This window comes from Brevibacillus sp. NRRL NRS-603 (assembly GCF_003013445.1).
In the GTDB taxonomy this organism is placed as follows: domain Bacteria; phylum Bacillota; class Bacilli; order Brevibacillales; family Brevibacillaceae; genus Brevibacillus; species Brevibacillus formosus.
Genome location: NZ_PXZN01000001.1, coordinates 19712 through 34708, shown reverse-complemented (window position 1 = coordinate 34708; position 14997 = coordinate 19712). Strand labels below are relative to the sequence as shown.

13 protein-coding genes are annotated in these 14997 nt (G+C 47.7%); 8 read left to right on the top strand and 5 right to left on the bottom strand.

From position 1 onward, the window contains the following. Positions 1-1002 carry a TAXI family TRAP transporter solute-binding subunit gene (locus C7R94_RS00180; RefSeq protein WP_106777971.1) on the bottom strand — a complete coding sequence of 334 codons (1002 nt, stop codon included), beginning with the start codon at positions 1000-1002 and terminating at the stop codon, positions 1-3. 167 nt (positions 1003-1169) lie between these two features. Here C7R94_RS00180 and C7R94_RS00175 point away from each other — a divergent pair, with 167 nt between their 5' ends. From C7R94_RS00175 to C7R94_RS00165, 3 genes are all read left to right on the top strand, one after another. Beyond that, positions 1170-2453 carry a sensor histidine kinase gene (locus tag C7R94_RS00175; protein WP_106777970.1) on the top strand — a complete coding sequence of 428 codons (1284 nt, stop codon included), beginning with the start codon at positions 1170-1172 and terminating at the stop codon, positions 2451-2453. A gap of 4 nt (positions 2454-2457) precedes the next feature. Then, positions 2458-3396 carry a response regulator gene (locus C7R94_RS00170; RefSeq protein ID WP_106777969.1) on the top strand — a complete coding sequence of 313 codons (939 nt, stop codon included), beginning with the start codon at positions 2458-2460 and terminating at the stop codon, positions 3394-3396. Between the two features lie 123 nt (positions 3397-3519). Continuing rightward, positions 3520-4575 carry a tetraprenyl-beta-curcumene synthase family protein gene (locus tag C7R94_RS00165; RefSeq protein ID WP_106777968.1) on the top strand — a complete coding sequence of 352 codons (1056 nt, stop codon included), beginning with the start codon at positions 3520-3522 and terminating at the stop codon, positions 4573-4575. An 11-nt stretch (positions 4576-4586) separates the two neighbouring features. Here C7R94_RS00165 and C7R94_RS29945 read toward each other — a convergent pair whose 3' ends face one another. Next, positions 4587-4760 (bottom strand): YlaF family protein, encoded by a 174-nt coding sequence (locus C7R94_RS29945; protein ID WP_007722723.1) that lies wholly within the window; start codon positions 4758-4760, stop codon positions 4587-4589. Positions 4761-4879: 119 nt separating this feature from the next. Here C7R94_RS29945 and C7R94_RS00160 point away from each other — a divergent pair, with 119 nt between their 5' ends. Next, on the top strand, positions 4880-5500 hold the full coding sequence (locus tag C7R94_RS00160) for a PilZ domain-containing protein (RefSeq protein ID WP_106777967.1): 621 nt from the start codon (positions 4880-4882) through the stop codon (positions 5498-5500). A gap of 525 nt (positions 5501-6025) precedes the next feature. Then, a complete protein-coding gene (locus C7R94_RS00150; protein ID WP_106777965.1) occupies positions 6026-7144 on the top strand; it encodes a PQQ-dependent sugar dehydrogenase in 1119 nt (372 codons plus the stop codon). On the opposite strand, the gene C7R94_RS00145 is transcribed toward C7R94_RS00150, so the two are convergent. The 3 genes from C7R94_RS00145 to C7R94_RS00135 are packed head-to-tail and all read right to left on the bottom strand — an operon-like array spanning position 7116 to position 11293. Next, on the bottom strand, positions 7116-8372 hold the full coding sequence (locus tag C7R94_RS00145; RefSeq protein WP_106777964.1) for an MFS transporter: 1257 nt from the start codon (positions 8370-8372) through the stop codon (positions 7116-7118). The genes C7R94_RS00150 and C7R94_RS00145 overlap by 29 nt on opposite strands. 57 nt (positions 8373-8429) lie before the next feature. Next, entirely contained in the window at positions 8430-9572 is a 1143-nt protein-coding gene (locus C7R94_RS00140) for a winged helix-turn-helix domain-containing protein (protein WP_106777963.1), read from the bottom strand. Further along, the gene (locus C7R94_RS00135; RefSeq protein ID WP_106777962.1) at positions 9563-11293 is read right to left on the bottom strand and encodes a sigma-54 interaction domain-containing protein; all 1731 of its coding nucleotides are present in this window, start codon (positions 11291-11293) and stop codon (positions 9563-9565) included. The genes C7R94_RS00140 and C7R94_RS00135 overlap by 10 nt, the downstream gene beginning before the upstream one ends. Positions 11294-11494: 201 nt before the next feature. Here C7R94_RS00135 and C7R94_RS00130 point away from each other — a divergent pair, with 201 nt between their 5' ends. From C7R94_RS00130 to brnQ, 3 genes are all read left to right on the top strand, one after another. Beyond that, positions 11495-12415: a proline dehydrogenase family protein gene (locus C7R94_RS00130; RefSeq protein ID WP_047073545.1), complete on the top strand. Its 921-nt coding sequence runs from the start codon at positions 11495-11497 to the stop codon at positions 12413-12415. Positions 12416-12489: 74 nt separating this feature from the next. After that, entirely contained in the window at positions 12490-13419 is a 930-nt protein-coding gene (locus tag C7R94_RS00125) for a DNA-3-methyladenine glycosylase family protein (RefSeq protein WP_106777961.1), read from the top strand. Between the two features lie 119 nt (positions 13420-13538). Then, a complete protein-coding gene (brnQ, locus tag C7R94_RS00120) occupies positions 13539-14873 on the top strand; it encodes a branched-chain amino acid transport system II carrier protein (protein WP_106777960.1) in 1335 nt (444 codons plus the stop codon). Positions 14874-14997 lie beyond the last annotated feature (124 nt).

Below are 14997 nucleotides of genomic sequence, written 5' to 3'. Positions count from 1 at the left end.
TTACTTCACGCCTTTTTCGTCGAAGTACTTTTGAGCACCCGGGTGAACAGGGATGCTGACGCCGTTCTTCACGTTCTCCAGCTTGATTTCCTTGGCTTTGGCATGACCAAGCTTGTCGCTGTTCTCAAAGATCGCCTTTGTTACTTTGTACACGAGGTCTTCACTGAGATCGGAGCGAATCAAAAGCATCGATTTGACGGAGACGGTCGTCACTTCTTCTGGAACGGTTTGGTACGTATTGGCGGGGACAGTTGTTTTCACGTAGTAAGGGTATTTGGCGATGATTGCATCGATTTTGTCCGCGTCAATCGGTATGATTTTTACACCAGTTGTTGCTGCCAGCTCCGTGATTGCTGCGGTAGGTGTACCAGCAGTTTGGAAGGCAGCATCCAATTGCCCGTCCTGAATGGCTTTGGCGGAGTCAGCAAAGGATAGGCGTTGGAGCTTGGTATCTTCAAAGGTCATCCCGTATGCTTCCAAAATTTGCTGGGCGTTCACTTCTGTGCCGCTTCCGGGAGCGCCTACAGATACGCGCTTATCTTTCAAATCGGCAACGCTTTTAATATTGCTGTCGGCCGAGACGACGATTTGGATGGTCTCATCGTAGAGAGCGCCCAATGCTTGGAAGGAATCAATTTTACCGTCTTGCTGGAACATGTTCGTTCCCTTTGACGCATATTCGGCAATGTCGTTTTGCGTGAAGGCGATGTCCGCCTTTTTATCGCGAATGAGGCGAATGTTTTCTGCTGAAGCGCCTGTGGCTTGTGCTGTAGCAGTGATGCCAGCGTTTTTCGTAATATGGTCAGCCATGCCGCCTCCGAGTGGGAAATAAGTGCCTCCTGTACCGCCTGTTGCAATAATTAATTGGGAGGGATCGGCGCTTCCTCCTGAGCTGGAGTTGCCCCCGCCTGTACCCCCTTGTGCAGAGTTCCCTCCACATGCCGTCATGAGTGACATGGACAGAAGCAGTGTCAGCGAGAGAAGAAAATGACGTTTCTTCAAGATAATTCCCCCTAGTCGAAATGTTCTGTTTATATAGCTTTCTACGGCATTGTAAGGGAAGGCCTATAAAAAACTACAAAAATCTATAAAAAAATATAGTAAACTAGGAAATAAACGTTGACGAATTTTTTAAACAACTTCTTATGAGGAAGTGCGGGCAACATTTTATGAGAGAAACCATGTCGATCCTGCTTCTTATGCTCATTGCTGTCCCGATTGCCGGAGAGCTCAAATTTTACCCGTTTCAAGATGATTTCCGCATTAGCTTTGGTACAACGGCTTTTTTCTTTTTTTTAATGTGGCTTCGTCCTTCTTTCTTAGCAGGGATAGTAACTGGATTAATTGTTGTTCTATTTCGAATAGTCTTGGATTTTTTGTATGGAGATGTCTTTTCGTTTCTGCCTTCTCTTCAGATGCACTTCCCGGCATTTTGCTATTATGCGACCTTTGCTTGTCTATTCTCGCTCTTTCGCGTTAATATGCTACATCATCGGCCGCTTTGGGTGGGGCTGTTGGGGACAGTCGCGGAAATAGCAGCCAATTTGGTAGAGCTGTCCTTCCGTGCTGTGTCCTGGGAGGGAGTCTTTCAGTTGGAGGTCGTAGGCCCGATTGCCGTCATTGCATTGATACGCAGTTTTTTTGTCCTTAGTTTTTTCAATATGATTCAGCTGCGTCAGGCGAAATGGATGGAAAAGCAACAGCGTAATCGAAACGAGCAGATGTTGATGCTGATTTCCAATTTGTATGAGGAATCTGTTCATTTAAAAAAGACATTGCATCAGGTTGAGGAAATCACGCGCAACTGCTATGAGCTGTACCGCGAGATGAACGAGATGGAACAAAAGAATGGGACGAACAAGCGATATGCGAAGCGGCTGCTGTCCCTCGCCGGACAAGTGCATGAAGTGAAAAAGGACAATCAACGCATATATGCGGGTCTCTCCAAGCTGATTTCTGACAAGAACGAACGAGACTATATGCCACTGGGCGAATTAATAGCCATCATTGTTCAGGGGCAACGAAAGTATGCGAGACTGTTGGAAAAAGACATTCAGTTTGAAACGAATGTGGAGGTGCCGTATCTCGCTTGCCACATTTACACGACACTTTCACTCATCAATAATCTGGTTGGCAACAGTGTCGAAGCCATCCGCGACCGAGGGATGGTATCGATCGCGGCTTCGATTGACGAGAGTCGGGAGTGGATTCATTTTCGTGTAACCGATGATGGGCCAGGCATTTTGGTGAAGGACAAGGAGCTCTTGTTCATGCCTGGATTCACGACTAAATACGACGTTTCAGGCAGGCCTTCCACGGGGATCGGACTTTCATACGTAAAGGAAGTGACAGACAGTCTCCAAGGAACAATTGAGTTAACTGAGGATTCATGCGGACAAACGACACAATTTTGCATTCGCCTGCCAATCGCAACTCTGATTCAGAAAGGGTGACCTCATGCGCTACTTCATCGTGGACGACGATCCTGCGATTCGATTCATGCTTGGTCAAATGATTGAGGATGCTGATTTGGGAGAGGTATGTGGGGAAGCAGAGGATGGCTCGCAAATTGACCACGATTTTTTGAATTGGAAGCAAGTAGACATCTTGTTGATTGATTTTTTAATGCCGAATCGAGATGGCATGGAAACGGTGCGCCAACTGAGACGTTTTACAGGCAAGATTGTTATGATCTCGCAAATTGAAACGAAGGAGATGATCGCTGAGGCGTATGCGACAGGGATCGAATACTACGTGACCAAACCAGTGAATCGCCTGGAGGTCATCAGTGTTCTTCAAAAGGTACGGGAACGCATATTGCTCCAGCAATCTATCGAGGGTATTCAGCGGTCACTTTCTGTATTGTCCGGCAGTATGAATGTGACGGCAGCTATAGGAAAAGAAGCATCGTATCCTGAAAAGGGAATCTTGTCTTCCGCACGGTTTCTCTTAACTGAACTGGGGATGATTAGCGAAAAAGGCAGCAAAGATTTACTCGACATGATGGAGTGGCTGTATCGCTGGGAGAAGGAGAGGGACGGAGAAGGGAATTTGCCTCCTTTACGCGATATTTTTTGGGCGATTGCTGCCCGCAAGTTGGGGAAGGGAGTGACTGCCCTGATCCAAAAGGAAACGAAGGCCGCTGAGCAACGGGTTCGCAGAGCCATTTATCAGGCATTAACCCATCTGGCTTCCCTCGGGCTGACCGATTATAGTCATCCCAAATTCGAGAGCTACGCGACTACATTCTTTGATTTTACCGAGGTGCGAAAACGCATGCTGGAGCTGGAGAATCAGAGGGAAATGACGATCTCTTCTACTCGTATCAATACCAAAAAGTTTATTTTTGTACTCTATATGGAGTCAAAAAGGCGAATTGGTGTATTTCAGGGCTGATTTTTGGAGTGGGCATCCAAATGTGATAAGATATTTCTATTGGTCATGAGCGAGGGCTTCGATGTAAGCTGGTAAAAGCTTGGGAATATCTTTCGTTTTACATTTGTTTTGGGAGGGAAGTAAGTGAGCGAACTACGTAATCCATGGCAGCTACTTTACCGAGTCTATCGTCATGTGCAACCTGTTCTGGAGCGGGAGTTTGCGGCTTGGTACAAAAGAGCAGAAGCAATTCCCAATCCCGAGCTGAGAAAACAGGCGCAAGACAGCATGAACTCCAAAAAGTTTCACTGCCAAGGGGGATGTGTTTATGCAGCACAGGTCATCCCGCATGTAGAGACAATTGTTCCGCTGATTGTCGCCTATCAAACAATCAGCGACTATTTGGATAATCTGTGTGATCGCAGCACGTCATTAGACCCGCAAGACTTCCGTCAGCTTCACGCCTCGATGCAGGATGCACTAACACCAGGCGCACCCTTGCGAGACTATTATTTGTACCGTGAGGATAAGGATGACGGCGGCTTTTTGGCTGGGCTGGTTCAGACCTGTCAACAGCATGTCGCACAACTGCCAGCCTATGAAAAAATCCAGGCAAAGATACTCGAGTTTTCTTGTTTGTATAGCGATTTGCAAGTATATAAGCACATTGCTCCCCAGTTGCGCGAGGATCACTTGTTGACGTGGTGGGATCAGTACAAAGAACGCTATCACGATTTGCACTGGCAAGAATTTGCGGCTGTCACAGGCTCGACCATCGGGATATTCGCTCTTTTTTGCTTGGCGACTGATCCAGATGTAGGGGAAGAGCAAATTCAAACGGTAAGTGAAGCTTACTTTCCGTGGCTGTGCGGGTTACATATTTTATTAGACTATTTAATTGACCTGGAAGAAGATAAAATGGGTGGAGATTTAAACTTCGTGAGTTATTACGATTCGGAACGGATAGCGACTGAACGCTTGAAGCTTTTCATAAAACAAGCAAAGGCAAGCGTTAAACGCTTGCCAAATCCTGCATTTCACCGTATGATCGTGGACGGGCTAGTCGCGTTTTATCTCGCGGATCGCAAGGTAAATCGGAGCCAGCCACACATTTATACTATTGCTAGACAACTGCTGAAGCAGGCTAAGGGCTTGCCCTCCGTCCTGTTTTATGTGAACAGTTTGCTTGTACGGCGATAACGGAGAAGAGGTTAGCGCATATGCTTGCGCTTGTACGAAAAGCCAAATCCCATCAACGAGAAGGCAACAACGATACAGCCAAGGATACCGAGGGGGCTTTTTTCCCCAATGGCAATGCCAACTCCGATGAGACAGGCGGTTACCAAAAATGCCAAAGCCAGTGTTACCAATTGATAACGATTCATCGGTCTGTAACCTCCTATCTGTCAATGTTCCCATTATACCTTATTTTCCGCGAAAAGCATCCAGGTAAAGATTTCGGAAATCCCGGTAATATATTTGTGCGAAGTGGTGGAGAACGCAGATGGAAAGCATAATACAAATTAGAAAAGGGAATCGAGTAATAGAAGGTCATGTTACCTATGAAGAAGGGGACTTGATCGAAGCTGTATTTCCCGGCCCATTGGATGTCACAGTAGGGGATCAGATCCCTTGTCTTTTGACGGCAGATTATGAAACGATCAGTACGTTTGAAGCCGTAGTCGTGGCTAAAGATAAAAATCGCTTGTTTTTGTTCCACTCCCCAACAGCTGCTGAGTTTCGGGAACAGCGCAGACGATACCCCCGTTTCGACATGGAGGTTAAGGGCTGGATCCAGTATCCGACGCAGGAGCCAGACTCATTTTTTTCCGTCTATAGTCAAATGGTGTACTTAGTGAATTTGAGCCTGGGAGGCTTGGCATTCCGCTCAGACAAACAGATTCCTAAGGATCAGCAAATTGTCTTTTCCTTTGAATTGTATGGTCGCAATCGCCCAGATGGGGTAGTGAAAACTGACCTGGTTATCATTCATGAGCGAATAGAGGGGCCGAACTATTTTTACGGTTGTACGATCAAAGGAATCAATGCACGTCATTTTCACAATTTGCGAAAGTACATTTTGCATCGACAAATCGAGGAACGTAGACAAGTGAAAATCGAGTAGTTCTTTAATTGGTTCAATGGGGACCAATTTTTTTTTTGCCTTTTGGAGGGGCTGTAGTGAGGGGAAGAAGCAGATTTCCAGTCTACGCTTCGGCCTACGCCCTGCCGGGAGGGGGGGCTGTCCGCTACGGAATGAATGTCGGGAGCTCCTCAAAAGTAGAACTGGAAATCCGCTTCTTCCTACGCGGCTTCAGGCAACATTTGAAAAGGCATAAAAGAGGATGAAATGGCAAAGAAAAAACGGAAAAGACTTCTTGGCAAACCAAGCAAAAAGATCTAAAAACTGGACGACGCCCTCTGCTGTGGAAGCACGGTGATATGTTTGGAAGGAGACCGCCCGAACGTAGAGAGGATACAGGCGACTGGAAAGCATGTCACCGGGCTTCGGCCCCGGCATAACTGCTGTAGGACATCCAAACAGTTTTTTGGGGCTGCGAAAAAGGAACATAAGCGTGCACTAGCGAAGTTTTGTCTAAAATGCTTCCTGGTTCCTACTGGACAAATCGCGCAGGGAGGAAAATGTGTGATGTGGAAAAAATGGGTGATGTGCGTGCTTACCTTGATCTTGAGTATGACGGTTATGGCCTGCGAGGCGATTCCTGCAACAGAAACGCAGCCAGCTCAACAGACTCTTCCATATCGGATGGAGGTATTGGCTGATCAGTTGGATGTGCCTTGGGCCATGGATATAGCTTCGGATAGTCGAATCTTTTTCACAGAACGACCAGGAAGAGTGCGAGTGATTCAATCAGGCAAGCTGCTGCCAGAGCCGCTCATTTCATTCCCTGCCCCGTTCATAAGCGAGGGAGAAGGTGGGCTGTTGGGCCTTGTGCTCGATCCCGATTTTGTAAATAACCACTACTTGTACGTTTACCATACATACAAAGAGGGAGACGCTACTTTTAATCGTGTCCTGCGACTGCGAGAAGTAAACAACGCAGCACAGATTGACAAGGTGCTTCTGGACAAAATCCCGGGAAGCTCGATCCACAACGGAGGACGGATCAAAATCGGTCCGGACCAGCGTCTCTATATCACGACAGGCGATGCACATGAGCCGATGCATGCGCAAGATCGAACAAGTCTCGCCGGAAAAATTTTACGCATCAATCTGGATGGAACCATTCCTGCCGACAATCCTTTTTCCGGCTCACCTGTATACAGCTACGGACATCGCAATCCGCAAGGCATCGCATGGTATCCGGATACAGGGATACTCTACAGCTCGGAGCATGGCCAGACTGCACACGATGAGATCAATCGGATCGAGCCGGGAGCAAATTACGGTTGGCCAATCATTTCTGGTGAACAGAAAAAAGAGGGGATGAAAATCCCCCTCCTGCAAAGCGGTGATACGACATGGGCTCCTTCTGGCATGACGTTTGTATCCAGAGGGCCGTGGAAAGGACAACTGCTCGTAGCGAATCTTAGGGGTCAGCAGCTTCAGAAAATTAGCTTAGACGTTTCTCAACCTGATAGGGTGTTGGAGGCTGCTACCTTGTTCCAAGACGAGTTCGGGCGACTGCGCGATGTGGTCGAAGGAAGAGACGGCACAATCTATTTGTTGACCAACAACCGCGATGGTCGTGGAAATCCGAGAGAAGGAGACGATAAAATTATCCGACTCGTTCCGATCCAGCCTTAGCGGTAGCAACAGCCACGTCTTTTATTCGATTCCCCCAAATCCAGCGCTGTAAGAGGACAGCGCCTCCGCCAATCGCAGTGATTAACATTCCGACCCATAAAAAAGCAGTGTTTGGACCCCAGATGGTCATGATGACGCCACCGAGCAACGGAGCAATAATGAAAGTGGCGCTCGTCAATGAATCGATAATTCCCCTCACGCGGCCCAGTGCTTGCGGAGGGCTTTCTTTTTGTACCAGATAATTGGCGCCGACCGAAGTCAGACCTGTTCCGACTCCAGCCAATATAGCGGGAATCAGCAGCCAATACATGCCATCACCCGGCTGGAAAAATCCAATCCACGAAAAACTAATTCCGATGAGCAAAACGCCACCGCCTAGCACCCACCCGTAGGAACGAATTTCTTTTAAGCGATGTAGCAAGGTGACGGTGGCAAGCGCGCCTAATCCAATGACACTGACTGTAAACCCAAGCATTTCCGGATTGTTGGGCAGCTTCTCGCGAAAGATCACGGGAAACTGTGTATCAGCCAGCTGAATCGCCAACGAGGTTACGGTTGCGAAGAGCGTGCTGAACAACAGGATACGGTTTTGCAAAAAGATGCGCCAGCCCTCCTGCCATGCTTGCCGATAAGGGAGAGGCTGCTCTTCTACAGATGTACGAGACAACGTATTTTCTACTTTACGAATTGTGAACAAAAATCCAGTAGAGAGAAGGAATGTCGAAGCATTAATCATCAGGCAAATGGCTGGTGCAAAAACGGCCGCTACCAATCCACCGGCCAGTGGACCGATCAATTTCCCCATCTGATATACGGCTCCATTCAAAGCAGAGGCTTGTAACAACTGATTCTCAGGTACGATTTGACGCGTCAAGGTCTGTTGTGCTGGATCGTTGAAGACAGAGGCACCCGAACGCAGGGCAATGACCACCAGGAACCAGAACGGATTAGGCATGGCAAGCAGAACCAGAGTGAGAGCAGCTTGAATGATATTCATGGTCATGATCATTCGTACCTTGTTCACGCGGTCTGCAAGTACCCCGGCAAATTGCCCGAGCAAAATGCTTGGAGCTGCATAGGCAACGGGCAGGAGGGCCATCGTCATCGGATCAACCTTCCACACAAACCCCAACAGGATGGATACCGCAATAAAATCAAACCAATCGCCGAGCGTAGACAGTCCGTAAGAGATGAACAGCGTGCGAAACGTTCTATTTTCTTTTAACAAAAAAATCCCTCCATCGATCTATTAACTCGATGATAAAAGGGATTTGTCAGAGGAATATCAGATAGTTGATGAGATGATGGCACGAATCTTTTTCTGCAAGTAGTCGAACTTGTACTCTTCGGATAATTCCAGCCACATTTTCTGGTATTTGCGCTCCCATTCTGGGTCGTAGCGGAAGTCTTTCAAGAACAATAAGATCATTTGTGTGCCATAAATGAGATGGGGGACGAACTTGGTGCTTCGTAAGACCTCCAGACCTTCATCGACCAAACGGCGCGCTCTGGCAAGCTCCTGTCGATGGTACAGACAAAGACCGCGCGCAATGGTAAAGCTGCCGAGTTCACGCTGCATAGGGAGTTCTTGCAAAATTTCATCAGAGCGTTGAATGACTTTCTCAGCCTCGTCAACCTCACCCATGAGCAGATACAAGAGGGTTTCTTCCGCTTGAAAAAAGAGTTGAAAGCCGGGTGAATTGACTCGCTCAACAACCTCTCTGGCAGGAAGCAGCTGTTTTTTGGCTTGCTCCCATTCTTTGGCTTGGGCGTAGACACTGATTGCAGTGATCTGCATCTCATCCTGATAATTTTTAGGCATATTTTTCGCGTTTTTCAGAGCCCAGTGTAAAATTTCTAATGTTTTTTGCGAGTCAATTTCTGTCATATGGTACAAATGGAACAAATAAAACAGCTTGTCAGAAATGGGGGGAGTTTTATCCTCGACAAACCAGCCGAAGTCACCGCCAACAAACCGCAAATAGGTAGCATAAAAAGAGTCCATCTGGAAGCCAAGCACTTGCTGATTCGCATAGAGCGTCTGCAAAGCGGCCCCCATACCCATGCCGTGGTAAGTGGTTAGCATTTTCTTGATGTTCTCGGAGAAATCACTGTTTAATGCGGATGGACTAGGTGATTGCTGCTCCTTTAGCGTAAGCCGATAGCCGACTCCTCTGACCGTATCAATCGTGAGCAGATGAGACCACTTTTGCAGTTTTTTCCGCAAGCGGTAAATGTGATCGTCAACGGTACGGTCAGTAGGCTCTTCCAGCGGCCAGACGCGATCTAGCAAATCATTCCTTGAAAAGGCCCGGTTTTTCCATGTGTACAGAAATTGAAACAAGGCGTACTCCTTCGGCAAAAGGACAATGGTTTCCCCAGCATAATGGATTTGATACGTACCATCGGACCATGTTATCAATCCCATTTGAAAGACTCCTCGTTAATATTGAACTTCTTCATTTTATTGTAAAGGGTGCCGCGAGATACGCCGAGCAGCTCGGCTGCTGCTTTTTTGTTGCCGTATGTGCGCTCCAACGCTGCCAGAATGCGCTCTTTTTCGTTCGCAGGTGGAGAAGGGTGCGCAATGGATGGACGTAAAATTGACGACGTTGTCGGAGTCGGCGGCGCAAACGTTCCCCCAATCGGCGTCAGCACAGAGACGTGCGTGGGCTCTGCGTGACTGCGAATGACGGACGGTAGATGCTCAGGCAAAATAACGCCGTTTTCTTGCAGGATCGACAGACGTTCGATGACGTTGCGAAGCTGTCGGATGTTTCCCGGCCAACTGTACTCGAACAACGCTTGCATGACCTCGGGAGAGATGCGCGGTACAGAATGGTCATGGGCGACCGAATACTCATGAATGAAAATTTGCACGAGCTCCGGCAAATCCTCGCGTCGTTCGCGCAGCGGCGGGATTTCCAGAGAAAAGACGTTTAGCCGATAATACAAGTCCTCGCGAAAACGACCGTCTGCAACCATTTGCTCCAGCTGTCTGTTTGTCGCCGCTACAATCCGTGTGTTGACGGTAATCGGCTCTGTTCCGCCTACTCGGTAAAACTGTCGTTCCTGCAAGGCGCGAAGCAGTTTTACCTGCAATTCTAGCGGCAGCTCCCCAATTTCATCGAGGAAAAGTGTCCCGCCATGCGCCAGCTCCAGCTTGCCAGGCTTGCCTTTTTTCTCGGCCCCAGTAAAAGCACCGCCTTGATAGCCAAACAGCTCACTTTCGAACAGCGCGGCAGGAATGGCACCGCAGTTGATCGCGATAAAAGGTTTTTCGTGTCGGCGACTTGCCTGATGAATGGCTTGGGCAAACAGCTCTTTCCCGACGCCGCTTTCTCCATAAATCAGCACAGTCGCATCCGTCTGCGCCACTTTTTTTGCGGAACCAATAGCGGATTGAATCGAGGCCGAATGCCCCTTGATCGCGTAAAAAGGATCATCTGCTGCCTGAAAACGACTCATCTCTTGCTGCAAATTGTGGAGATGGGCCGTTGTATGTGCTAATTCTTCATTGAGACGAACCAGCTCGGTAATATCCTGTTCTATGGAAATCGCGCCGATAATCTCACCCTCGCGGCGAATCGGTGCGGCATTAATGAGTACATGACTATCAGGACGAGGAATGTGATAGACACGTTGAACAGATGTCCCTTGGCGCAGCGCATCGAGCAGGCGAATCGATTCACTCGCGAAGTGCTCATCGAGCGAGGTTCCGACGACTTGCTCGCGATCGATTTCATAAATTGTTTCTGCTGCCCGATTCCAGTGTTGGACGACATTGCGGGAGTCCACGATGGTGACAGCCTCGCTCATCGTGTCCATTAAAGTACTAAGCAGGGCAGACTGGTTTTGGGTTAACACGACAAAGGCAGTCATGAGCTGGTGTGGCTCAACCATTCCCGTCGGAGTCCCTTGTTCATCCGCGATGAGGATTGTCGGCAGATCGGAAACGGTTGGGCCAGCGAGAATGTGGCTAATGGATTGTTCGAGCGTGGTTGTAGGAGAGACGATGACTACTCTGCCCTTCCGTTCTTTATCAATCCATTCACCTACAGTTTCACCTGTGCGTATTTTGACAATATCAGGTGGAAGCGGAATCGCTAAGGAAGAGAGCGTACTATCCAACGAAAATAACGGTTTCAAATCGTCACCTCTTATCCAAACTAACAGGAAAAGGGATCGTCCCTGTTGTACATCTAATCAAAAGTGTACAAGAATAGACACGTAATGTACATATGTGTTGAATACGCCCAATAGACATCACGATAGCGCTTACGAGAATAAGTTGGCACGATTCATGCTTGTTAAAGTGGACAGAGTACGTTGAGGAGGAGACAGTCAACGATGGAACAAGCTATGAAGGATTTCTTTCTATTTTTATCCAAAAATAAAACCTTAAATGCTGCCGCGAAAAAATGGGGTCTGCGCTTTGGAGCAAGCCGCTTTGTATCCGGACAAACCATTGCGGAGGCAATCAACGCCGTACGCAAGCTAAACCAGCAAGGCCTCGTGTGCACGCTGGACCATCTGGGTGAATTCGTGTTCAGCGTAGAGGAAGCAAACGAGTCTGCTGACTATTGCATCAAAACGCTGGAAGCGATCCACCAATCCGGAGTTGATTGCAATCTTTCGTTGAAAATGACTTCGCTTGGTCTGGATATCAGCCGTGAGCTTTGCATGGACAACATGAGACGCATTTTGGATTCGGCTAAGAAAAACGGTAACATTTTCGTTCGTATCGACATGGAGGACTACGCACACAATCAGGTGACCATGGAGATTTTGAACGAATTACTGCAAGAGTACGATAACGTCGGAACCGTTATTCAGGCGTATCTATACAAAGCATCGGACGATATTGACAGCCTGAAAGACAAAAAAGTGAACTTCCGTCTCGTAAAAGGAGCTTACAAGGAGTCTCCTGAAGTTGCTTACCCGAACAAGCCAGATGTCGATGAGAACTACAAAAAAATCATCAAGCAGCATCTGTTGAACGGCGGGTACGCTGCCGTGGCGACTCATGATGACAACATCATTGATTTTGTGAAAAAGCTGGAAAAGGAACACAACATCCCGCGCACACAGTTTGAATTCCAAATGTTGTATGGCATTCGCACGCAGTCCCAAATTGACTTGGCTCGTGAAGGCTATAAAATGCGTGTTTATGTACCGTATGGAAACGACTGGTACGGATATTTCATGCGCCGTTTGGCAGAAAGTCCGGCAAACGTAAAATTTGTTCTCAAAGGGATGTTTACGAAATAAGTTTTGCGAAGTATACTTGACACCTTCGGAGATTCTCCGGAGGTTTTTATTTTATCTGGGAAGGTGAGAGTCTTGTGAATTGTTGGATTATTTCGCTTACTCCTCCATATTCTTTTGACCGGTTGCTTCGGCGTCTAGAGACACATCCAGATACGCAGATACGTGTGAATAAAGAAAAAAATAGTCTACAGCGCGTCTTTCGTATCGGCTTACGGCCTGTTCTGGTCCATATGCAATTTATGGGCAGCTTGGAAGAACCCGCATTGCGCTACGAGACACAGGCGACTCTGTCCAGGACAGACCAGCAGCTGCTAGAAAAAATGATCCGCCGTACTTTTAGTGCCGATTTGGATCTATCCGTTATTTACGAACAGATGAGGGAGGAGAGTGAACTCGCCATCCTGACCGAGCGGTTTCGCGGTCTTCGTCTTACGCTTGATGCTGATTTGTTTCAATGCATGGTCAAGACGATCATCGGGCAGCAGATCAATCTGACCTTTGCAGCCAATTTGACCGAGAGGCTGGTTACACTGGCAGGCGACCCAGTAGAAAACCAAAACGGCGAGGGCATCATCGCTTTTCCGACTCCTGACGCGGTAGCGAGATTGACTGTGGAGGATTTGCGTACTCTGCAATTTAGTCAGCGAAAAGCAGAGTATATTATCGATTTCGCCCGTGCCATTGTGAATGAAACAGTAGATTTGGAAAGACTATGGACAATGAAGGATGAGGAAATCATTACTTACCTCACTTCGCTGCGAGGAATCGGACGATGGACAGTCGAGTGCCTGCTCATGTTTGGGATGGGGCGTCCAGACTTGTTGCCTGCTGCTGACATCGGTTTGCGGAATGGAATTATTCACCTATATAGGATGGAAACGAAGCCAAATGAAAATGATATTCGCAAGCTAGGGGAAAAGTGGGCTCCATGGCGCAGTATCTATTGTCTGTATGTATGGGAAGCAGTGGGGGCGATCAAGCGAAAAGAGATATTTGAACTGTAAAAACTTTCATTTTTGACAAAAGTTCAATAATTTTAAAAAATTAAAGCTTGAATAGTGTGTTAATTTTAAGTTATACTAATGAAAATTTTATTTTACTAAATAATATTGAGAGGATTCATATGAAAGAACTTTCTACGAAAGAAACAATTACAATTGGTTTGATGCTGTTTGCCCTATTCTTTGGAGCAGGGAACATGATTTTTCCTCCAGCGCTAGGACAAGCTGCAGGAGATAATGTTTGGATCGCGATGATCGGCTTTTTGATTACCGGTGTAGGTCTGCCATTACTGGGAATCATCGCGGTAGGCTTGGCTGGCGGTAATTTGCAAACGTTGGCGACAAGAGTCCATCCGATGTTTGCAGTCGTGTTCACCTTTATTGTTTATCTGTCGATCGGACCATTCATGGCGATTCCCCGGACAGGTACAGTAACCTTTGAGATGGGCGTGTTGCCGTATTTGCCTGAATCCATGAAAGGCAGTTGGGTACCGCTTTTTGTGACCACGATCGTCTATTTTGCGATCACCTTCTGGTTGAGTCTGAACCCGAGCAAGCTGGTAGATCGAATCGGTAAAATCTTGACACCTGCTCTTTTGATCATCATTGGTTTGATGTTTGTCAAATCACTCATTTCTCCTTTGGGTGAGGTGGGACAACCGACAGGCGCCTATCAGGATACAGCATTCTTCAAAGGCTTTGTCGAAGGCTATCTAACGCTGGATGCATTAGCTGCGATGGTATTTGGTCTGGTAGTAACAACGGCTGTTCAGGATAGAGGCATCACTGATCGCAAAAAAGTGATGTGGTCCACAATCAAAGCTGCTTTCCTTGCTGCAATTGGACTCGGACTCGTCTATCTTGCTCTCAGCTATTTGGGAGCGACAAGTGTATCGTTTGCGAAATCAGAAAATGGTGGACAAATTTTGACAGGGGTCGTGCATCAACTGTTCGGTCCGTTAGGCTCACTCTTGCTGGGAGCAGCTGTTACGCTTGCTTGCCTCACCACTTCTGTTGGGCTCGTCACAGCGTGCAGTCAATTTTTCTCGAGTCGTATTCCTGGCATCTCCTACAAGAAAATGGCTGTGATCCTGTGTGTGTTCAGCGCTGCGGTAGCAAACGTAGGCTTGACACAGCTGATCACCTTCTCAGTGCCTGTCTTGATGGCGATTTATCCGCTGGCGATCGTGCTGATGCTGCTGACGTTTTGTGATCGGATGTTTAATGGCCATCGTGCCGTATACGTGGGCGCGATCACGGCAACAGCTGTTATCAGTCTGTTGGATGGAGCTTCCCAGTTGGGGTTGTCTATCGACTCGCTGACGCCAATCCTTGAACAATTGCCTCTGTACAAAGTAGGAATTGGATGGCTGGTACCAGCCTTTACAGGCGCACTGTTCGGGTTGTTGTGGGCTAGCCTCACACGCAGTGTCCCGGTTGCAAGAGAAACGAAGTAAAGAATGAAGAGCGGGTGGGCTTTAGGTCCACTCGCTTTTTTATTGTCGCAAAACATTTTGTCCTGCTTTTACCAGCTGGATAGGACTTCTACCCGTCCACAATACGGGTGATCTATGTTACCAT

Bases quoted from the DNA above. Each gene is read 5' to 3' on its own strand.
- C7R94_RS00175 (WP_106777970.1), top strand. From the start codon at position 1,170: ATGAGAGAAACCATGTCGATCCTGCTTCTTATGCTCATTGCTGTCCCG.
- C7R94_RS00170 (WP_106777969.1), top strand. From the start codon at position 2,458: ATGCGCTACTTCATCGTGGACGACGATCCTGCGATTCGATTCATGCTT.
- C7R94_RS29945 (WP_007722723.1), bottom strand. From the start codon at position 4,760: ATGAATCGTTATCAATTGGTAACACTGGCTTTGGCATTTTTGGTAACC.
- C7R94_RS00160 (WP_106777967.1), top strand. From the start codon at position 4,880: ATGGAAAGCATAATACAAATTAGAAAAGGGAATCGAGTAATAGAAGGT.
- C7R94_RS00150 (WP_106777965.1), top strand. From the start codon at position 6,026: ATGTGGAAAAAATGGGTGATGTGCGTGCTTACCTTGATCTTGAGTATG.
- C7R94_RS00140 (WP_106777963.1), bottom strand. From the start codon at position 9,572: ATGGGATTGATAACATGGTCCGATGGTACGTATCAAATCCATTATGCT.
- C7R94_RS00130 (WP_047073545.1), top strand. From the start codon at position 11,495: ATGGAACAAGCTATGAAGGATTTCTTTCTATTTTTATCCAAAAATAAA.
- brnQ (WP_106777960.1), top strand. From the start codon at position 13,539: ATGAAAGAACTTTCTACGAAAGAAACAATTACAATTGGTTTGATGCTG.